At 70.7% G+C, this 18,229-nt stretch carries 20 protein-coding genes; 10 read left to right on the top strand and 10 right to left on the bottom strand.

Going from position 1 to position 18,229, the window contains the following annotated elements:
* The 4 genes from A4X17_RS07665 to A4X17_RS07650 form a co-directional block, all read right to left on the bottom strand.
* Nucleotides 1-534: a TetR/AcrR family transcriptional regulator gene (locus A4X17_RS07665; RefSeq protein ID WP_064295076.1), complete on the bottom strand. Its 534-nt coding sequence runs from the start codon at nucleotides 532-534 to the stop codon at nucleotides 1-3.
* Nucleotides 531-1,499, bottom strand: coding sequence for a ketopantoate reductase family protein (locus A4X17_RS07660; protein ID WP_064295075.1), 969 nt, complete (start codon nucleotides 1,497-1,499; stop codon nucleotides 531-533). The genes A4X17_RS07665 and A4X17_RS07660 overlap by 4 nt, the downstream gene beginning before the upstream one ends.
* A 212-nt stretch (nucleotides 1,500-1,711) precedes the next feature.
* On the bottom strand, nucleotides 1,712-4,693 hold the full coding sequence (locus A4X17_RS19800) for a helix-turn-helix transcriptional regulator (protein WP_082916006.1): 2,982 nt from the start codon (nucleotides 4,691-4,693) through the stop codon (nucleotides 1,712-1,714).
* Nucleotides 4,690-4,872: a hypothetical protein gene (locus tag A4X17_RS07650; RefSeq protein ID WP_064295074.1), complete on the bottom strand. Its 183-nt coding sequence runs from the start codon at nucleotides 4,870-4,872 to the stop codon at nucleotides 4,690-4,692. The genes A4X17_RS19800 and A4X17_RS07650 overlap by 4 nt, the downstream gene beginning before the upstream one ends.
* A gap of 212 nt (nucleotides 4,873-5,084) precedes the next feature.
* Here A4X17_RS07650 and A4X17_RS07645 point away from each other — a divergent pair, with 212 nt between their 5' ends.
* Nucleotides 5,085-5,924 (top strand): hypothetical protein, encoded by an 840-nt coding sequence (locus A4X17_RS07645; RefSeq protein WP_064295073.1) that lies wholly within the window; start codon nucleotides 5,085-5,087, stop codon nucleotides 5,922-5,924.
* 31 nt (nucleotides 5,925-5,955) lie between these two features.
* Here A4X17_RS07645 and A4X17_RS07640 read toward each other — a convergent pair whose 3' ends face one another.
* Complete coding sequence (locus A4X17_RS07640) at nucleotides 5,956-6,183, bottom strand: RNA-binding S4 domain-containing protein (protein ID WP_064295072.1); 228 nt, start codon at nucleotides 6,181-6,183, stop codon at nucleotides 5,956-5,958.
* Between the two features lie 100 nt (nucleotides 6,184-6,283).
* Here A4X17_RS07640 and A4X17_RS19205 point away from each other — a divergent pair, with 100 nt between their 5' ends.
* The 9 genes from A4X17_RS19205 to A4X17_RS07600 all read left to right on the top strand — a co-directional run bounded on the left by A4X17_RS19205 (nucleotide 6,284) and on the right by A4X17_RS07600 (nucleotide 12,823).
* Nucleotides 6,284-6,430, top strand: a complete 147-nt coding sequence (locus A4X17_RS19205) for a hypothetical protein (protein ID WP_157583389.1) — start codon at nucleotides 6,284-6,286, stop codon at nucleotides 6,428-6,430.
* Between the two features lie 214 nt (nucleotides 6,431-6,644).
* On the top strand, nucleotides 6,645-7,124 hold the full coding sequence (locus A4X17_RS07635; protein ID WP_064295071.1) for a hypothetical protein: 480 nt from the start codon (nucleotides 6,645-6,647) through the stop codon (nucleotides 7,122-7,124).
* A 54-nt stretch (nucleotides 7,125-7,178) separates the two neighbouring features.
* Nucleotides 7,179-8,375: a M20/M25/M40 family metallo-hydrolase gene (locus A4X17_RS07630; RefSeq protein WP_064295070.1), complete on the top strand. Its 1,197-nt coding sequence runs from the start codon at nucleotides 7,179-7,181 to the stop codon at nucleotides 8,373-8,375.
* On the top strand, nucleotides 8,372-9,268 hold the full coding sequence (locus A4X17_RS07625) for an oxidoreductase (protein ID WP_064295069.1): 897 nt from the start codon (nucleotides 8,372-8,374) through the stop codon (nucleotides 9,266-9,268). The genes A4X17_RS07630 and A4X17_RS07625 overlap by 4 nt, the downstream gene beginning before the upstream one ends.
* A 44-nt stretch (nucleotides 9,269-9,312) precedes the next feature.
* The gene (locus A4X17_RS07620; RefSeq protein ID WP_064295068.1) at nucleotides 9,313-10,473 is read left to right on the top strand and encodes a hypothetical protein; all 1,161 of its coding nucleotides are present in this window, start codon (nucleotides 9,313-9,315) and stop codon (nucleotides 10,471-10,473) included.
* A 38-nt stretch (nucleotides 10,474-10,511) separates the two neighbouring features.
* Entirely contained in the window at nucleotides 10,512-11,081 is a 570-nt protein-coding gene (locus tag A4X17_RS07615) for a hypothetical protein (protein ID WP_064295067.1), read from the top strand.
* 45 nt (nucleotides 11,082-11,126) lie between these two features.
* A complete protein-coding gene (locus tag A4X17_RS07610) occupies nucleotides 11,127-11,669 on the top strand; it encodes an ASCH domain-containing protein (protein WP_064295066.1) in 543 nt (180 codons plus the stop codon).
* A 9-nt stretch (nucleotides 11,670-11,678) separates the two neighbouring features.
* The gene (locus tag A4X17_RS07605; RefSeq protein WP_064295065.1) at nucleotides 11,679-12,164 is read left to right on the top strand and encodes an NUDIX domain-containing protein; all 486 of its coding nucleotides are present in this window, start codon (nucleotides 11,679-11,681) and stop codon (nucleotides 12,162-12,164) included.
* A complete protein-coding gene (locus tag A4X17_RS07600; RefSeq protein WP_064295064.1) occupies nucleotides 12,161-12,823 on the top strand; it encodes an HAD-IA family hydrolase in 663 nt (220 codons plus the stop codon). Before A4X17_RS07605 ends, A4X17_RS07600 begins: the two co-directional genes overlap by 4 nt.
* On the opposite strand, the gene A4X17_RS07595 is transcribed toward A4X17_RS07600, so the two are convergent.
* The 5 genes from A4X17_RS07595 to A4X17_RS07575 form a co-directional block, all read right to left on the bottom strand.
* Nucleotides 12,773-14,434, bottom strand: a complete 1,662-nt coding sequence (locus A4X17_RS07595; RefSeq protein ID WP_064295063.1) for a RecQ family ATP-dependent DNA helicase — start codon at nucleotides 14,432-14,434, stop codon at nucleotides 12,773-12,775. The genes A4X17_RS07600 and A4X17_RS07595 overlap by 51 nt on opposite strands.
* A gap of 116 nt (nucleotides 14,435-14,550) precedes the next feature.
* Nucleotides 14,551-15,360 carry a trans-aconitate 2-methyltransferase gene (locus A4X17_RS07590; RefSeq protein WP_082916004.1) on the bottom strand — a complete coding sequence of 270 codons (810 nt, stop codon included), beginning with the start codon at nucleotides 15,358-15,360 and terminating at the stop codon, nucleotides 14,551-14,553.
* Complete coding sequence (locus A4X17_RS07585) at nucleotides 15,357-16,154, bottom strand: ABC transporter ATP-binding protein (protein ID WP_064295062.1); 798 nt, start codon at nucleotides 16,152-16,154, stop codon at nucleotides 15,357-15,359. The genes A4X17_RS07590 and A4X17_RS07585 overlap by 4 nt, the downstream gene beginning before the upstream one ends.
* Nucleotides 16,151-17,155 carry an ABC transporter substrate-binding protein gene (locus A4X17_RS07580; RefSeq protein ID WP_064295061.1) on the bottom strand — a complete coding sequence of 335 codons (1,005 nt, stop codon included), beginning with the start codon at nucleotides 17,153-17,155 and terminating at the stop codon, nucleotides 16,151-16,153. The genes A4X17_RS07585 and A4X17_RS07580 overlap by 4 nt, the downstream gene beginning before the upstream one ends.
* Nucleotides 17,156-17,191: 36 nt before the next feature.
* Nucleotides 17,192-18,199, bottom strand: coding sequence for an iron ABC transporter permease (locus A4X17_RS07575; RefSeq protein WP_082916003.1), 1,008 nt, complete (start codon nucleotides 18,197-18,199; stop codon nucleotides 17,192-17,194).
* Between the last annotated feature and the right edge of the window lie 30 nt (nucleotides 18,200-18,229).

Raw genomic sequence — 18,229 nt, 5'->3', positions numbered from 1 at the left:
TCATCCCGCAGCCAGGGTGCGGAGGTCGGCCAGCTCGCGTTCCAGGTCCGCGTCGTCGAGTGCTCCCGCCATGGCCGCGATCGACAGTCCTTCGAGGCGCCTGACGATCTGACGGGCGCGGAACGCCCGATCGTCGGCGCCGGAGACCTCGCCGAGCATCCCGACCACCACCCCTTCGGCCTGCCGGAACTGCTCCGTGAGGAGCGCGCGACGATGGTCGGCAGGCAGGCCGAGGACGTATTCGTAGACGATCGGGCGGAGGGTCGCGTCGACGTCGTGGAGCGCGGTCGCCTGTTCGGTGAGGAAACCCTCGAGGTCGTTCGCCTCGTCCCCTGAGCGCTCGTGCGCAAGCGCGTCGAGCAGGATCTCCTCGGTGCTGGCGTACTGGTAGTACAGGCCTCCGCGTGAGACGTCCGCCGCCAGTCGGACGTGATCCATCGTCGTCCGCCGGAAGCCGCGTTCCCGGAACTCGGCGACAGCGGCCTGCCGCAGGTGTTCGCGGGCGCGTGACGACGTCGGGCTGAGCGCGTTCACGAGGCGAGGGCGTCCCGCGCGCGAACGAGGTCGCGGGTGAATCCGGGGACGGGGACAGCCGATTCGATGGCCGACACGTGGACTTCCGACATGAGCGCCAGGATATCGTCCGTGTTGTGGTGCAGCTCCATGATGCGCCGACTGAGGACGTCCTTCCGGAACATGAGGACCATGACGCGTGCGGCGAGCGCCTTCGGCAGAAGCGTGAACGGCGCGATGTCCCGCAGGTGGTGGCGGAGCCGGACCCCGCGGGCCTGCACGACCCGGAGGCATTCACGGATGTTGCCGATGCCTCGAGCGAGGGTCCGCGGGCTCGCCAACGCTCGTGAGACGACGTCGCCGATCTCGTCGCCCGGGCGGAAATCGGAGGCGATCGCGGAGATGATCCCCGCGTTGACCGCCTGGTGCACCCAGAGCCACTCGAGCATGCGAGGCGACCGCTCCACCGTCAGACCGGCGTCATGGAACGCCTGCGAGGCCGCTGCGTGAAGGGCGGTGGTGTGAGCGGATGCCGGCGCCAACCGGACGCTGTCGAAGAGGACGCTCTCGACGAGTTCCGCGTCACGTCGGCCGCCGGCGATCGGGTAGCCGAGGAGGTGGTCGTCGTGGCCCACGAGCGCCTGCAGCTCCTCGCGGGACCCCCAGAACCCGCCCATGAGCAGGAGACGTCGATCGAGTCCGCGGCGACGGAGCGACTCGATCGCACCGGCGAGCGCCTCGGCCGGAACGGAGACGAGGACGAGGTCGACCGTCTCCGGATCGAACGTCACCGGGGTGAGCGGATACCGGAACGACCTGTCGACCGGTGGCTGCTCGCGTCCGTCGAGGAGGTCGACCGTGGTGGTCGCCGATCGGGCCTGCGGGTCGGCGTCACGAAGGAGGTGCTGGACCTCGTGGCCGGCTTCGCGCAGGACGCAGCCGTAGGTCACCCCGATGACACCGCGACCCATGATGACGATGCGCATGTGCTCTCCGTTGCTGACTGGTGTGCATAATCCGACATTTGTGTCGGTTTTTCAGTCTACACGGACACGTCTGTCCAAAGAACGCAACGGGCCACGTGCCGTCTCGCCCCGTGATTACGCTGATGCCCGACAGGACCCTTTCGCCCTGTCGGGGTTCCCGGCCGGCTTCCCCTCGATTCCGGCCGGGGCCCGCTTCACCGCCAGGGCGGACGTCAGGGGCGGTCGGTGCGTCCGGCGTTCGCCGCGAGCAATCCGCTCGCTCCGGCGATCATCGCGGCCTCGGTCCGGGTCGCCGCACCGAGCTTCCGCAGGATGGCCGAGACGTGGACGCTCGCCGTCTTCGCGCTGATGAACAGGCGCTCGCCGATCTGACGGTTGCTCAGGCCTTCCGCGATGAGCTGCAGCACCTGGCGCTCTCGGGCGGTCAGCTCGATGGAGCCGCTCGTGCCACGCGCTCGGGGGCGGCCGTCGAGGTTCAGCGACGCCCGCTCCGCCAACGCGCGCGCACCGTCGAGCACGAGGCCGGCACCGAGCGTCGTCGCCTCGGCGACCGCGACGACGAGCGTGTCCTGTGCGCCAGGGCGATCACCGGCGGCCACGCGCGCCTCAGCCAGTCGGAGTGCCGTGTATGGCGCGAGCGCGGCCGGTGCGAACGGATGCTCGGCCATCGCGCGAGCCGCCTCCCACGCGCTGGCGTCGTTCCCGGTGCCGTCCGGTCCGCCGAGTTCGGCGTCGACCAGCGCGCCCCACAGCGGTGCGGTCGGCCAGAACCGTTCCTCGGCGAGCAGTGCCCGCCAGCGTTCCTCCTGCTGCCGGAGCCGATCGTCGTCGACGCCGGCAAAGGGTCCGGACGCCACGTCGAGCGTGCCGGTGGCGAGCGAGACACGGATCCGGGCCAGGACGCGAGCCGCGTCCGCCAGTGCCGGGAGGTCGTACGCCGGCATCGGGCGGTGGTCCGGGGCGTCGAACACGCCGACCCCCGCCGGCGACCAGGCCCCGGCGAGGTCGCCGGCAGCCAGCCCGACCTGCATCTCGACGCGGGCGACGCCGAACCGCGTCTGCACCTCCAGGCCGGACAGGGAGAGCATCCCCTTCCGCCACCGGCGGTACAGGGTCGCAGCGCTCTCGGCGTCGCCACGCCAGAGCGTGAGCAGGATGAGCGACTGACGGAGGTACACCGAGAAGGCGAGGGGCGGCTGCAGTGCCAGGGCCCGGTGGACCCGTTCCTCCGCCTCGTCCCAGCGACCGAGCGCCACCAACGGGTCGACCGCGTTCGACGACAAAATGAGCCCCGAACTGCGCTCGACGCCCAGCTCCTTCGCCCGCGCGACGCCTTCCAATGCCGACGCGAGCGCTTCCTCGTAGGAACCGAGCAGGTTCGCCATGTCGGACGCGTTCACCCGGTACCGGAGCAGGGCGCTGCCGTCGCCGTCCGCCAGCGTCTCAGCGGTCGCCAGCATCCTGCTGCCGCTCTCCAGTTCGCCGTGGTGGATGCGTGCGATCCCACCGATGTTCGCCGCGACCGAGGCGTTCCGTGCCGAACCGGTGCGGACGGCCTCCCGGGCGGCCTCGTCGGCGTACTCGATCGCCCGTTCCAGCCGCCCGATGATCATGTGCCGCGCGCCGAGGCTCGTCAGCAGCACACCGCGCAGGTCGCCGGGGGTGCCCGGTGGGACCCGGTCGAGCGCCTCTTCGAGGAGGTCCACCGAGCCCGGTCGCCCGAGGTTGGCGAGATAGAACGCCTTGTCACGGAGGAGCTTGGCCTGGTCGAGGTCGTCGCGTTCCTCCGGCGTCGCGAGCACCTCGTCGACCATGGCGATCGCCCGGTCCGTCCACCCGGCGTTCCGTAAGGCGCTCGCCGTCCGTCGCATGAGTTCCGAACGCGAGCGCCCGACGAGTGCCGCGGCGTCGGGCACCTGGTCCCAGATCTCCAGGAGACGCTCGCCGAGCTGCGCCTCCGTGCTGTACGCGTATGCAGCGTGAGCCTGCTCCATGGCGCGGACGGTCGCGGGGAAGGCCCGTCCGAAGTCGCGGGCGAGCATCCAGTGGTGCGACACCGCGGCAGCGACCGGCTCACCACCGAAGCCTGCCTCCAGCGCCTCGGCGAACCCCGCATGGAACCGGCTCCGTTCGCCGGGCAGCAGGTCGTCGTGGATCGCCTCCCGGACCAGTGCGTGTCGGAACTCGTACGTGGTCGCATCAGCGACGAGGACGTTCGACCCGATCGCCTCCCGCACACCGGTGTCGAGAGCGTCGGGGCCGCCCGTGAACACCCGCTCCAGGAGGGCGTGCTCGACGCAGACGCCACCGGCCGAGATCACGCGCAGCAGCTGTTGGGTCGCGGGCGGGAGTCGCTCGTAGCGCGCCAGCAGGAGCTCGCGCAGGGTGTCGGGGAGTTCGTCGCCGTCGCCGTCGCGGTCCTGGTCGAGCCCGAGCAGCTCCTCGACGAAGAACGGGACGCCCTCGCTCCGTGCGTACACGCTGTCGATCGAGACCGTGTCGAGGGAGCTTCCGCGGATGGCGATCGCCTGGCGGAGCACGTCGCTGCGGCTCAACCGTTCGAGGGTGTGCCGCTCGACGCGCCTCGTGCGGTCGAGCTCGGCGAGGAACCCGCGCAGGGGGTGCCCGCGGGAGACGTCCTCGCTTCGGAAGGTGAGCACGACCATCACGCGGGCATCGGAGAACACGCGCACGAGGAAGGCCAGCAGGCTGAGGGTCGCACCGTCAGCCCAGTGGACGTCCTCGATCGCGACGACGACGGGCTGCTGACGTGACAGCGCCTCGAGGAGCACCGCGACGGTCTCGTGGAGCCGCCCGACGCCGCCGTCCCGGTGGTCCTGCGCGTCGGGGCCGAGCGTCGGCAGCAGCGTCGCGAGGGAGGCTTTGCCCGGACCCGCAGCCTCCAGCACCGCGTCGCGCCCGCGCTGCGCGACGAGGTCCTTCATGAGGCCGAGGACCGGTGCGTAGGGCGCGGCGACGTCACCGAGGTCCACGCACTGGCCCGTGATGACGAGCGCCGACGACCGGACCGACCGCGTGAACTCGGTGAGCAGGCGCGTCTTGCCGATACCGGCCTCGCCGCTCAGGACCACACTGCGTGACTCACCCGCGGCGACGGCGTCGAACACGGCCTGGAGCGCTCGAAGATCGGAGGCGCGCCCGATCATCGTCGGGCTGGTGGAGGGCAGGCTCACCACTCCATGGTCCCACCCTCGTCACGATCGGCCGCGGCGTCCGCGAGTCGCCGCTGCTCCTCCAGTCGTCGTTCCCGGCGGCGACGTTCCCGCTCGAGATCCCGCTGGAGTTCCTGCTCGATGAACCGTCTCGTCTCGACGGACGTGAACGGGCTGTGACTCGCGCTCGTGATCAACATGGCTCCTCCGCTGAACACGGGGCGGATCCCCGTGCTCGACCACTCACATTCCTCGCTGAGGCCCGTGCCCTACCTCGGGCAACTGCCCTAGATGGCCGGGACCGGCGCGGTCGGAGCCGCCGTCGACCTGGGGAGTCCTCCCCATCGTCCGACGCGGCCCATCCCTCCTAGAGTCGGTGTCGGCCCGGAGCGGCCAGAACCGGAGGGCTGCAGTGAGCACGACCACGATCGACCGCACCTACCTGAATCGCGCGGTACGAGGGCGCACCGTCCTGGTGATCACCCTCATCTTCCTCACGGCCGTCGCGGGGTTCATCGGGTTCGGGAACGTCAGGGACCTCGCCGCCGACCTCACGGCGAGCTACACGACGACCACCGGACAGGTGGTCGACGAGGGTACGGAGCGGGTGCTCGAAGGCAGCCGACGCAGCAAGCACTGGGAGGAGTACCGCACCGTCACGGTGACCTACGACGTGCCCGGTACGGCCGGATCGGACGAGATCCGCAGTGACACGATCCGGGTGGGCGAGACGCTCGAGATCCGGGTCCGCGACCAGACCGGCGAGGTCACGCTCGAGGCGCCGGCCGGCCCGGACTTCTGGCAGTGGTTCTGGGCGGTGACGATGTCACTCCTCACCGCACTGCTCGCCTGGTGGTCCGTCGTCGCGGTGCGCAACAGCATCCGACTGCTCGCGTTCCGCCCCGGAACCCGGCAGCCGGACGTCGTGTTCGCATTGAGTGGGGCGGTGCCGCGCGCGACGGGCCGCGACGGTCGACGACAGGTCCTGGAGCTCACGGGCCGGATCGAGTCGAGCTCCGACGGGCTCCGGGTCGGTGAACCGGCGACGCTCACCGTACCGGCGAGTCACACGGCCGCCGTGTCCGGCTTCCCGCCACGGATCCCCGGCTACCGGGTGAGCCAGCGGGCGACGGAGGACGGGATCGTCGTCGTGCACCTGCCCGAATCCGACGTATGGTGGGCGGCCACGCTGACGTTCCCCTCGACCCTTCAGTCGGGCCGGGTCGCAGGTTCGACGACCACCTCGGGCTGAGCGTTCGGGGCGGTGTCCAGGTACCGGACGTTCAGGGGCGGACGCGGACGCTGCGCCCCTCGAGGGAGACGACGTCGTCGAGCTGCAACTGCCGGCCGCGTCGGCGATCGATCTCGCCGTTGACCCGCACCGCGCCGTCGGCGATCGCCGCCTTCACGTCTCCGCCGGAGTCGAGCAGACCGGCGAACTTCAGGAACTGCCCGAGTCGGATGCCCTCGCCGCCGATCGGGACATCGGTGATCTGTGTCGGGTTCGTCATCCCCGAATGCTAACAAGGATGGGTTCACTGGACTCGGGGACAGCATGTGGTTGTACCCTCAGCGGTACCGGGCCATCGTGGCTCGCAAAGGAGCAACACCATGGGCGAGAAGTCCGCACGGAAAGAAGGCGGCAAGACCGCACCCGCGAAGACGCTGAAGGAGAAGCGCACCGCGAAAGCCGACAAGAAGGCCGGCAATGCGCGTTCGGAGAACACCGACGCGATCACGCGGGTCAAGAACCGCTAGTCCCGATCCTCGGCCCCGCGCGGTCGGTGATGCGCTCAGGCGTCTGTCCCCTCACGGAGACGGGCGCCTGTTCTGGTCTTCACCCTCGCCGCGATCCGCCCGGGTGTCGACCTCGACCGGCAAGCGGTGGGGAGCAGTCCCCATTGAGCCGCCGTCGTGGTGTGCCCCAATCTGGACCCTGAGAACAACAACCGTCGATCAGGGGGACATCACCATGGGGTACACATACCGGCAGCGCATCATCCGCACCTCGGCAGCAGCCTTGGCCGTTCCCGCACTGCTGCTCCTGAGCGCATGTGGGAGCTCGGGCGGCGAGATCGGCGATGAGGTCCGGATCACCGAAGGGACGATGACGGTCACGGGGATCGAGCAGCGGACCGCGGAGGACGTCGCCGCGCTCGAACTCGACGAGCTCGCCGGCCAGACGCCCTACTTCGTGACGTACGAGGTGGCCTTCAACGACGGCTCGGAGGGCGACCTCAACGAGAACTTCTGGAAGGCCAAGGCGTCGGACGGTGAGGCGTCGCCCATCAACGTCCTCAACTTCGGTGGGGATTTCGACTGCACCGGTCTCGGCGAGGTGTCCGACGGCAAGGCGGAAGGGTGCCAGCTCATCATGGTGCCGGAGGGTGCGACGCTCGAGTCGGTGTCCTTCGGTGGAGCGGGCACGTGGCGCGCACCGCAGGCGGAGTGACGCCGAGGCCCTGACCACTCACGCGCGGGCCGGGCATCCCGCTATCGTCGTGGCATGTCCGACCTCAGCCCCGGCGACGACGCGCTCGAGCTCGCCCGCCTGCTCATCTCGATCGACTCCGTCAGTCCGAGCCTCGCCCCAGGGGCTTCAGGAGAAGGGCGGATCGCGGCGGTGATCGCGCAGCGACTCGAGGGCGCCGGCTTCGTGGTCGACCTCGTTCCCGCGCCGGAGGACCCGCAGCGCGTCAGCGTCGTGGCCGTGCACGCGGGATCGCAGCCGGGGCCGACGGTCGTGTTCAACGGCCATCTCGACACCGTCGGGGTAGAGGGCATGGTCGACCCGTTCACCCCGCGGATCGCGGACGGCCGGCTCTTCGGGCGCGGTGCCAGCGACATGAAGGCCGGCCTGGCCGGGCTGATCGTCGCCGCGGAGCGACTCGCCGCGACCGACCACCCCGGCACGGTCGTCTTCACGGGCGTCGCCGACGAGGAGGACGCGAGCGTGGGGGCCGCTGCCGTCCTCCGACACCTCGCCGATCGTGGTGTGACGGCGGACGTGTGCCTCATCGCCGAGCCCACCTGGTTGGACCGGGTGTCGGCGCATCGGGGGTACGCGGTCGTCGAGGTCACGCTGCAGGGGACGGCCGCGCACTCGTCACAGCCTGGTCTGGCCGTCGATGCGATCCGTGCTCTCAGCGCGCTGCTGCAGGAGGTGGAGCGGGCCGACGACGAGCTTCATCGGCGACCGGCGCACCCGTCGCTCGACCACGGTTCGTTCACGACGACGGTCGCCAGGGCAGGGAGCGCCCCGTTCACGATCGCCGCCGACGCGACCCTCGTCATCGAACGACGCACCCTGCCGGGTGAACGCGCTGAGGAAGCCCTGGTCGAGGTCCAGGCGATGCTCGACGCGGTCGCAGCCCGGATGCCCGGCCTCCGCACGGGCGCCCGGCTGACCCATCAGCGCGAGGCCTGGGATGCCGACGATCAGGGTGCGGCCGCGCGGTACGCCGACGTCCTCGCCGCCGAGCTCTTCCGGGACGCCGAGGCCGCACCGGCTGCGGTCGGAGCGCCGTATTGGATGGAATCGGCGCTCTGGCAGGCGGCGGGGATCCCGACCGTCGTGTGCGGCCCCGCGGGCGGCGGACTGCACGCCGCGGAGGAATGGGTCGACCTCGACCAGCTCCGGCGGTTCCCGGAAGCGGTCATGGCCGCGACCCGCGACGCGCTGTCCGGATCGAGCGAGGCGTGACGCCCGGTGGGCCCGACCGCATCGCGGTGATCGGGCCGGGCGCGATCGGAACCGTGGTCGCCGCAGCGCTCCACGAACAGGGACGGACGCCGTTCATCGCGGGGCGGTCGAAGCGGCCGGAACTCCAGCTCCAGGTCGACGATGAGACGGTGACGGTCCCCGGCCCGGTCCACACCGATCCGGCGGAGCCTCCGGGCACCGCGGACCTCGTCTTCCTGGCGGTCAAGGCGACCCAGACGGCTGCCGCTGCGGACTGGCTCGCCGCGTTGTGCGGCCCGGACACGGTCGTGTGCGTCCTGCAGAACGGCGTCGAGCAACGCGAGATGGTGGAGTCACTCGTCCGGGAGGGAGCGGTCGTCCCCGCGGTCGTGTGGTTCCCTGCCACCCGTGAGGCCGGCGGACCGGTCACCCTGTTGAGCCCGCCGCGCCTGTCCCTACCGGAGGCACCCGGTGCCCTCGTGGTCGAGGACGCGTTGCGAGGCTCCCGCTGCGCCGTCGAGGTCTCGACCGACTTCACGACCCTCGCCTGGCGGAAGCTGCTGCAGAACGCCGCCGCCGGACTCATGGCGTTGACCGGACGCCGATCCGGCATGTACCGGCGCGACGACATCGGCCGCTTGATGCTCGGCTACCTCGAGGAATGCGCCGCCGTCGCGCGCGCGGAGGGTGCGCGGTTGACCGACGACGAACCACGGCGGCTCCTCGACCAGTTCCGTGCCGCTCCGGTCGACCGCGGGACGTCGATCCTCGCCGACCGCGAACAGGGGCGACCGCTCGAATGGGACGTCCGCAACGCGGTGATCCAGCGGCGGGGGAGCGCGCACGGCATCCCCACGCCGATCAGCGACATCGTCGTGCCGTTGCTCGCCGCGGCGAGCGATGGGCCGGGCTGAGCCACGACAGCATCGGGATCGAGCCTGGCGATAGGCTCGAAGGCATGCTTCGTCTGATCGCCTTCGCGGCTCTCGGTGCTCTTGTCGGTGGTGTGATCGTGATCGCCGTCGGTCCATCCACCGTCGGGTACACGGTGGCCGGCATCGCACTCCCCGTCTTCATCATCTCCACCGTGCTCACGCTCATCGCCCGGTCGGTGGGGAACGCCATCGGGGCTTCTCCGGAGGCCGTGCAGCAGGCCAAAGACGCCCGCCGGCTCGGGGTCGCACGCATCGACGCGCTCCGTCAGACCGGCACACAGATCAACGATCAGCCACTGTGCGAGCTCGACCTGACCGTCCAACCACTGCAGGGATCGGCCTTCGCGAGCACCATGCGCACCGTCGTCCCGCTGACCGCCATCCCGATGTTCCAGCCCGGCACGGAGCGTGATGTCGCCATCCTGCTCGACGGTGGACCGGAGGTCGCGTTCATCGACGAAGGTGAGCTCTCACCGGCGGAACGGGCGCGTCTGCGTGTGCCTGGGCGTGGGTCCGTCCCGTTCATCCCGGTCGAGCCGCACCGCCGCATCGTCGACGGCGTCCGACGGGGGCCGTTGCTCGGCATCGGTCGCGCGGGCCGGCCCGCTCGGTTCGCCCTCTTCGCCGTCGTGGCGATCGCGGCGGCGACGGTCGTCGTCGCGCCGTTCCACCAGGCGGTCGGGCAGTCGTTCGCCGCCATCCAGGATGGACGGCTCCGACCGGATCTGCGCCGACCGGAGGCGCTCGCCGACGCTCAGCGGGCGCTCGAGGAGGCGATCGGTCACGACCGGGTGGTCTCCATCACGGTGGCGGCCGACTTCATCATCGTCGAGGCCCCACTGTCCGCTGGTGACACGAAGACCGACCGCTGGACCTACCGGGACGGAACCGTCACCAACGACGGCGCGGCGACCTCGCAGCCCGAGTCGACGGCCGAGCAGTTCTCCTGGACGGATGTCGCGCTCGACCGCGTCTGGATGCTGATGCATGACGGTGCCGAGCAGGTCGACCGGCCCGTCGGCGACGCCCTCGCCTACGTGGTCCGCGCGACCGACGACGACGTCCACAGTCCCGCCTTCGGTCGCCCGGCCGGGCCGCCGGAGATCATGTTCAGTGTCGGCGACGACTACGGCACGACCTCGTTCGTCGCTGACGCGGACGGTTCGGGCCTCACCGCGCGGTGAAGCCCCGGGACACTCCGAGCGAACGGCATACTGTCGTCATGAACGCTGCGTCACCGTCATTCCCCCCGCTGGTCGTCGGATCCGCCCCGGCCCGGACGGAGCGGGCGACCCGCCCGGCGTTCGTGCTCACGCTGATCGGAGCGGCGTTGGTCCCGGTGCTCGGGATGCTCCTCGCCGTGCTGACCACGACCACCGGAGGGTTCGCCCTCGGCATGCTGGCCGGGCTGTCCTTCAGTGTCATCTCCTGGCTCATGCTGTTCGCCGTGGTGCAGTTCGCGACGGTCCGCGGAGCGCAGTCGGTGGCTCGCACGGTGCTGACGCTCGACACGAACGGCCTCCGCGGCAGCATCCCGCAGGGCGAGGTCTTCCTCCCGTGGGGCGCGATCGAGCGCATCTCGGTCCGCTCACGCGGCAAGTGGCGGATCCTGACCTTTCACCTCGTGCCCGGCCTGACCGCGCAGTCTCCGGGCGTCTCGATGACCCTCCCGCCACGGTCCTTCGCAGCGCTCGGCAAGCTCGGGTTCCAGGTCGGCGAGGTGGCGATCGACACACCCGTCGACACCGTCCTCGCCGCGACGAACGCGTTCACCGGCGGCCGTCTGCGCTGAGCCGTGGTCGACGGGTCTGTCGGATGGTCTGGCACGATCGGATGTATGGACTCCGCACACGCCGCCAGCCCGGTCGCCGCCCCCGACGTCGATGCCGCGAGGACGATGTGGCAGGCGTACGCCGAGCATCGCGGCGGCGCGGGACTGGACGACGCCGACTACACGGTCGAGCACTTCGGCGACACGGCCGAGCTGGCGGACGAACTGCTCGACATCGTCCTGAGCGGACGGAAGCGGGCCACCGCCGAACTCGTCTCCGAGTTCGCGCATCGCGGGGACCCGCTTCCGCGGATCGGATCGCACTGGATCGCGTGCGACAGCACCGGTGCTCCGCGGATCATCATCCGGAGCGTCGCACTGCGCATCGGTCCGTTCGGGAGTGCCGACGCCGCCTTCGCGTTCGCCGAAGGCGAGGACGACCGCACGCTCGAGAGCTGGCAGCGCGAACATCGACGCTACTGGGAGCGGACCACTGCGGCCCGGGGTGCGGTGTGGTCGGAGTCCGAAGAGATCGTCTTCGAACACTTCGCCGTGGTGTGGCCGCCGGAGCACGCCGACGGACACGTTCCGGTCAGGCCGGTTCCGTAGACTCCCCGCATGCCGATGTCCGACTACGTCGCCTCGATCCGCTCCCACATCGGGACCGGGTTCCTCATGCTCCCCGGGGTCACCGCGGTGATCCGCGACGGGGACCGGTTCCTCCTCGGCCGCCATCACCACTCCGGCCTCTGGAGTCTGATCGGCGGCGGCGTCGAGCCGGCTGAGGAGCCCGCCGACGCCCTGCTCCGCGAGGTCCTCGAAGAGACCGGCGCCCGGGTCCACATCCGCGGGATCGTCGGGGTGTACGGCGGTGAACCGATGATGGTGCGCTACCCGAACGGCGACCACGTCGGCTACGTCACCACCGCCTACGACTGCGAGCTCCTCAGTGAGGCGACCGCGGACCCCGAGGAGCTGCTCGAACTCGGTTGGTTCGCCCGTGACGAGATCCCGACGCTGCCGCGGCGCGACTGGATCGATCGCGTCATCGACGACGCCCCGGGGCGCGAGCCGGCGGGCGGCGAGATACGAGCCACGTCGTGATCCGCGTCGTCCTGTTCGACCTCGACGGCGTGATCCGACACTTCGATCCAGCCCTGGTGGTCGACATCGAGGTCAGGAACGGGCTCAAGCCCGGGGTGCTCGCCGGGATCGCCTTCGCGGCTCCGCTCATCGACGAGGTCACCACCGGCCGGATCACGAGAGCCGAATGGGTCAGCCGGATCGGACACCTCGTCGGTGACCGGGCGGCAGCTGAGGAATGGGGTGCTCAGACGTGGTCGGTCGACCACGCGCTCCTGGAGCTGTCCGACGAGATCCGAACCGCGGGCTTGACGACGGCGGTGCTCACGAACGGCACGGACACGATCGCTGCTGAACTCGCAGCGTCGGGCATCGCCGACCACTTCGACGCGATCTTCAACTCGGCGGACATCGGCTTCGCGAAACCCGACGTCCGAGCGTTCCAGCACGTGCTCGACGTGCTGGGAGTGAGGGGCGCGGAGGTGCTCTTCACCGACGACTCTGCGTCGAAACTCGTCGGAGCAGCGCGGCTGTCGATGTCCACGCGTCGGTTCACGACGGTCGACGACCTTCGGGGTCGCCTGCGCGACGCAGGCGTACCGGTTCGCGGTGCGCAGGCGCCCGAGCGCTCAGGCCGAGGCGAGCTCGCGGGTGGTGAGGACGCCGGTCTCGAGCGCTGAGAGCGCCACGACCTTGTAGCCCTCGGAATCGAAGAAGATGGTGACGCGATCCGGCTCGACACCCATCACGATGCCGGGACCGAACTCCTCGTGGTGCACCGCCTGGTCGACATGCAGCGGCGAACCGGCGACGGCATCTCCGGACCCGGCGCGCTCCTCCTCCTGGTGTGCCTCATGCCGTTCGCAGCCGTCGCAGTTTCCGCACCATTCCGCTGCCTCGACACCGAAGTACTCGAGCAGCACCCGCCGGCGGCAGTGCGACGTCTCGGCGTAGGCACGCATCATGGCGAGCCGCGATTCAGCGATCCGCTCGCGTGACTCGAGCGTCTGGCGCACAGCGCCGATCGCGCGCTTCGGACCGATCTCGTCGATCGCCCGGACGCCGTCGGCGGTGTCGACGAGGCCGGCGTCCGCGAGGTCGTTGACGAGGCGGGCGACCGTGCGGCGCGGCCGATCGAGCTGCTTGGTCAGATCGCCGACGCTCGAACCCGGAGCAGCGCGGACGGCCCGCCAGACGGCGCGCAGTGCGTTTTCCGACACCGAACGCTTGGTGAAGAAACGACGGAGACCGAGATCCTCTGCGCGGTAGTGGAGCGCGGTGGTGGCAGGTTCACCATCCCGTCCGGCCCGTCCTACCTCCTGGTAGTAGGCGTCGAGTGACTCGGTCGTCGTGGCGTGGAGGACGAAGCGCACGTCGGCGCGGTCGATCCCCATCCCGAACGCCGAGGTCGCGACGACGACGTCGAGTTCGCCGGCTCGCCAGCGATCGTGGACGGCGCGACGTTCCGAGGTCTTCAGGCCGGCGTGGTACGCGGCCACCCGTCGTCCTTCGGCCGCGATCTCCTCGGCGTATCGCTCGGTGTCGCGGCGCGTCGCCACATAGACCAGTCCGGGCGCCGTCCAGGCGCGGGCCTCGTCGACGACCGCGGCTCGTTTCTCCGCTTCGCTCTCGTGCCGGTGCACGACGAGGCGGATCTCCGGGCGGTCGACGCCGTGCACCTGGACGTCCGGATCGTGCATGCGCAGGCGTTCGATGATCTCGGCGCGGACGGGGCCGGATGCGGTGGCCGTCATGGCGAGCACCGGCGGATCGCCGAGTTCGCGGCGGACGTCTGCGAGGCGCAGGTAGTCGGGTCGGAAGTCGGTTCCCCATGAGGAGACGCAGTGCGCCTCGTCGACGACCATGAGTGAGACACCGGCCGCGCCGAGCCGGGCGACGGTCTCCTCGTTCGCGAGCTGTTCCGGAGCCAGCAGCACGTAGACGGGCCCGCGCTCGTCGATGCGCTCCCAGGCCTCCGCGATCGCATGCGGCCCGAGCGAGCCGTTGAGTGCGACGGCCGGAGGGGCGGCCGGCGCCGCCTCGATCGAGGCGAGTTGATCGGCCTGCAGCGCGACCAGCGGTGAGATGACGAGGGTCACGCCACCGCGCTGGGCGCCGGCGACCTGGTAGACCGCCGACTTCCCGCCGCCCGTGGCGAGGACGAGGAGCGTGTCGCGCCCCGCGACGGCCGACTGGATCGCCTCCCGCTGTCCCGGCAGGAACGTCTCCCATCCGAAGTCATCGCGAGCGATGCGATCGACGGAACCGGCGGACGTACGAGAGGAACCCATGCCTGTGACGGTACCTCCGCGCACCGACCTGTCGAGCCCGCTTGACGAGTGCCGCCGGCTCTGCAACGCCGCACCGTCGAGCAGGACGGAAGTCGGTCTCCGGGGTCCTCAGGCGGTCAGCTCGCCATGACGCCGTAGAGCACGTAGTCGTCGAGGTATTGCCAGACGGTCCCGGTCTCGGCGAATCCCGCGCTGCGGAGTGTCTCGAGGTGGAAGCCGAGGGTGACCTTCGGCGGCGCTTCGTGGAGCGATGCACCCCAGACCTCGTCACGACGGCGGAGCGCGTCGGCGTAGCGCGGCGTGGCCGCGACCGCGTCCCACCAGCCGTCCCACGTGTCGGTGTCGCCAGAGAAGGTCTCCTGCTGCATCGCCTCGTCGTCGGTGCGGGCGATGTCGGCCAGCGTCGACTCGTGGTGTGCGCTGTACGAGAGGTGATCGCCGTTCACGACGATGCCGCCCGGCCGGATGAGGGCGGGCAGTGCGCGGTAGACGTCGACGAGGTCGGCGGGTCGGAGCCAGTGCAGTGCCGTCGAGGAGACCACGGCGTCGAACCGGCCGTCCGCGATGAGCGGATGCGCGGCCCAGTCGGCGTCGGCGAGGTCGACCTCCGCGATCGAGAGCCGCGGGTCTGCTGCCGAGAGGTCGGCGGCGATGGCGAGGAGCGCGGGGTCCTTGTCCGCGACGACCGCCCGACCATTCGGGACGGCCGCGAGGACGTGCTCGGCGAGGGAGCCCGTCCCGCCCGCGAGATCGAGGATGCGGGGCGCGGGCGAGTCCGCGCAGATCGCCGCGACGACCCGCGCGATGGTGTCGAACCGCTCTGCTCGATGCCTGATGTAGCCGGTCTGCTGCGCATCCCAGCGCGATGCGAGGCTCCGAGCGGTCGCGAGCGTCGTCGCGTCGTCGGTGGAGATGGATTCGGTCATGGGGACTCCTTGGTGTCGGGGTGGAGGTGTCGTTCCGGTGGTAGTGAGAATTCGAAGCGCACCCGGCCGGCCGCGTCCTCGTGCCGGTGGGTGCTCACGTCGTAGACCCGGTCGATCAGGCCGGGATGCAGGACGTCCCGGGGTGGGCCTGCACCGGCGACGCGGCCGTGGTGGAGGAGGACGAGGTGGTCGCAGGCCTGAGCCGCGAGGTCGAGATCGTGCAACACGACCACGACGGTGGGTGCGATCGTGCGCAGGAGTGCGACGACCTCGAGCCGATGTCTGAGGTCGAGATGGTTCGTGGGTTCGTCGAGCAGGACGTGCGGCGCACGCTGCGCGAGGGCTCGGGCGAGGGCGACCCGCTGGAGCTCTCCTCCGGACAGGGTGGCCAGGCGGTCGAACGCCCGGTGGGTCAGCCCGACCGCGTCGATCGCGGCGGCGACCTCCTGATCGTGGGTGGTGCCACCGACGCGGAGTACGCCGTGTTCGGCGAGACCGCCCAACGACACCTCGTCGACGACGCGCAGCCCCGGGTCCGGGTCGACTCGCTGGCCGACCTCGGCGACCCTGCGGGCGATCCACCGTCGGCGCCGCGTGCCGACGTCCTGCCCGTCGACGGCGATCCGACCACGCTCGATCGGAACGGCTCGCACGATCGCGCGCAGCAGCGTCGTCTTCCCACCGCCGTTCGGCCCGACGATCCCGGTCACGCTGCCGGTCGGTGCGGTGAAGGAGACGGCGTCGAGCAGCGTGCGGCCACCGGAGCGGACGGTCACCGCCGCGGCTTCGATCATCCGAGATCGTCCAGGAGCCGTGCGAGTTCGTGAGGGCCCTTGATCGAGAGCAGGCTCGGCGGATCCGTGTACGGGAAGCGGAGTGCTGTGACCCGGTCGTCACGGACGGCGCTCAGCCCGGAGACACCCGGCGTGCTCAGGAAGGCGTCGATCGTACTCTGCGGGTCGCCGCTCGAGTACAGCAGCACGATCGTGCCGGGATCGCGGGAGATGATGTCCTCCACGCTGGCGTCGAAGACCCGCTGATCGGAGTCCGCGTACACGTTGGTGAGGCCCGCGGCCGCGAAGACCGGGGTGACCATGCTCGGCCCGCCGTACGGCGACAGCACGGCGCCGCCGGACGAGACGTAGAGGGCAGCGGCGGTCCCGGCGTCGGGAGCAGGTGACTGCACGGTCGCCTTCGCCGCGGCGATGGCCTGCTCGGCCTGTTCGCCCGCTCCGAGTAGGCCGCCCAGGGACCGGACCTCGTCCCAGACCCGGTCGAAGGTCGCCGTCCTGCTGAGCGCCGGGTCGGGGTTCGAACAGTAGGCGGTGGGGGAGTAGACGGGGATCCCGCTCGCCGCCAACGCGTCACGGTCGACGGCGTTCTCGGGGGCGATGACCAGATCCGGCGACGCACCGAGGATGCTCTCCTGGGAGACGACCGAACCACCCGTCGCGTTCTGCTCGGTGGTGAGCGGCGACAGGGCGTCGAGTGCGTCGTACGTGGCGTCCGCGTACAGGCCCGGTTGTGGGGTCGCGGTGATGGCGACGATCCGGTCGACGGCTCCGAGCGCCTCCAGGTTGGGCAGTTCGTCGTCGTTCACGAGCACGATGCGTCGGGCCGGCGCGTCCAGGGTGATCGTCGAACCGCAGTTGTCGATGGTGACCGGGAAGCCGGCGTCGCTCGGAGCGCCAGAGGGCTCAGCTGCGGTGGTGGCCGTGCAGGCGCTCAGGATGCCGAGCGCGAGCACGGGGACGGTCGCAGCGAGGAGCGCTCGCCGGAGTCGAGGTGTGGTCATCGGGTGTCTTCCGTTCTGATGGGGGAGGGGAGGGGCTCATGTCTCGGACCGGGCGCCGTGGCCCTGGCGGAGGAGCGCGAGGAGGAATGGCGCGCCGAGGATCCCGGTGATCACACCGACCGGGATCTCCTGCGGAGCGAACGCCGTCCTTGCGATGGTGTCGGCGGTGACGAGGACGATGCCGCCGAGCAGGGCGGCGACGGGGAGCACGGCCCGGTGGCGTCCGCCGACGAGCCGGCGCGCGAGGTGGGGGATAACGAGCCCGATGAAGCCGACGCCCCCGACGGCCGCCACCGTCACGCCGACCATCGCCGAGACGCCCACCATCAGTCCGATCCGCGCTCGCTCGGGGTCGAGTCCGACCGATCTGGCCGAGTCGTCGCCTGATGCCAGGGCGTCGGTCCAGGGCGCGAGGACGATGAGGGCGCTCAGGCCGATCACCGCGGAGATCGCTGCGGCGAGGAGGGCGGCCGGTTGCACCGACGCCAGCGACCCCAGGAGCCAGAACAGCACGGAGCGTGCCGCTTCCGGTGCGTCGCTGGAGAAGACGAGGAAGCTCGTGGTGGCGTTCAGCGCGTACCCGACGGCGAGCCCGGCGAGGACCAAGCGCAGGGGCCCGCGTCGATTCGCCATCCCGGCGAGCAGGACGACCAGCAGCACCGCACCGATGGCCCCGGCCAATGCGGCGCCGGCGACGAGGAGCGCGCCGCCACCGCCGATGACGAGCACGACGAGGGCCACACCCGTCGAAGCGCCCGAGTTGAGTCCGAGCAGGTAGGGGTCTGCGAGCGCATTGCGGACGAGGGCCTGCAGCATGACTCCCGCGACGGCGAGCACGGCGCCGGCGACGAGTCCCATCGCCACCCGCGGCGCTCTCGTGATCCAGACGATCTGATCGACCGAGTCCGGCCAGGGGCCGGGTGCGCTTCCGAAGAGGTGCCGGGCGAGGACAGCCACCACCGTCGGCGGTTCGATGGGGACGGGGCCGATCGCCACGGCGATGAGGATCGTCGCCACGGCGAGCATGGCAAGACTGACGGTCATCGCCGCGTCATGCCGGCGGCCACGCCGGAT

The sequence above is a fragment of the Plantibacter sp. H53 genome, from assembly GCF_001650455.1.
In the GTDB taxonomy this organism is placed as follows: Bacteria; Actinomycetota; Actinomycetes; order Actinomycetales; family Microbacteriaceae; genus Plantibacter; species Plantibacter flavus_A.
The sequence above is the reverse complement of the archived record's forward strand: the minus strand, read 5'-3'. Positions and strand labels throughout refer to the sequence as shown.

Excerpts from the sequence above, each read along its gene's own strand:
- A4X17_RS07660 (WP_064295075.1), bottom strand. The coding sequence starts at position 1,499 with ATGCGCATCGTCATCATGGGTCGCGGTGTCATCGGGGTGACCTACGGC.
- A4X17_RS07650 (WP_064295074.1), bottom strand. The coding sequence starts at position 4,872 with ATGTTGATCACGAGCGCGAGTCACAGCCCGTTCACGTCCGTCGAGACG.
- A4X17_RS07640 (WP_064295072.1), bottom strand. The coding sequence starts at position 6,183 with ATGACGAACCCGACACAGATCACCGATGTCCCGATCGGCGGCGAGGGC.
- A4X17_RS19205 (WP_157583389.1), top strand. The coding sequence starts at position 6,284 with ATGGGCGAGAAGTCCGCACGGAAAGAAGGCGGCAAGACCGCACCCGCG.
- A4X17_RS07635 (WP_064295071.1), top strand. The coding sequence starts at position 6,645 with ATGGGGTACACATACCGGCAGCGCATCATCCGCACCTCGGCAGCAGCC.
- A4X17_RS07630 (WP_064295070.1), top strand. The coding sequence starts at position 7,179 with ATGTCCGACCTCAGCCCCGGCGACGACGCGCTCGAGCTCGCCCGCCTG.
- A4X17_RS07620 (WP_064295068.1), top strand. The coding sequence starts at position 9,313 with ATGCTTCGTCTGATCGCCTTCGCGGCTCTCGGTGCTCTTGTCGGTGGT.
- A4X17_RS07615 (WP_064295067.1), top strand. The coding sequence starts at position 10,512 with ATGAACGCTGCGTCACCGTCATTCCCCCCGCTGGTCGTCGGATCCGCC.
- A4X17_RS07610 (WP_064295066.1), top strand. The coding sequence starts at position 11,127 with ATGGACTCCGCACACGCCGCCAGCCCGGTCGCCGCCCCCGACGTCGAT.
- A4X17_RS07605 (WP_064295065.1), top strand. The coding sequence starts at position 11,679 with ATGCCGATGTCCGACTACGTCGCCTCGATCCGCTCCCACATCGGGACC.
- A4X17_RS07595 (WP_064295063.1), bottom strand. The coding sequence starts at position 14,434 with ATGGGTTCCTCTCGTACGTCCGCCGGTTCCGTCGATCGCATCGCTCGC.
- A4X17_RS07590 (WP_082916004.1), bottom strand. The coding sequence starts at position 15,360 with ATGACCGAATCCATCTCCACCGACGACGCGACGACGCTCGCGACCGCT.
- A4X17_RS07585 (WP_064295062.1), bottom strand. The coding sequence starts at position 16,154 with ATGATCGAAGCCGCGGCGGTGACCGTCCGCTCCGGTGGCCGCACGCTG.
- A4X17_RS07580 (WP_064295061.1), bottom strand. The coding sequence starts at position 17,155 with ATGACCACACCTCGACTCCGGCGAGCGCTCCTCGCTGCGACCGTCCCC.
- A4X17_RS07575 (WP_082916003.1), bottom strand. The coding sequence starts at position 18,199 with ATGACCGTCAGTCTTGCCATGCTCGCCGTGGCGACGATCCTCATCGCC.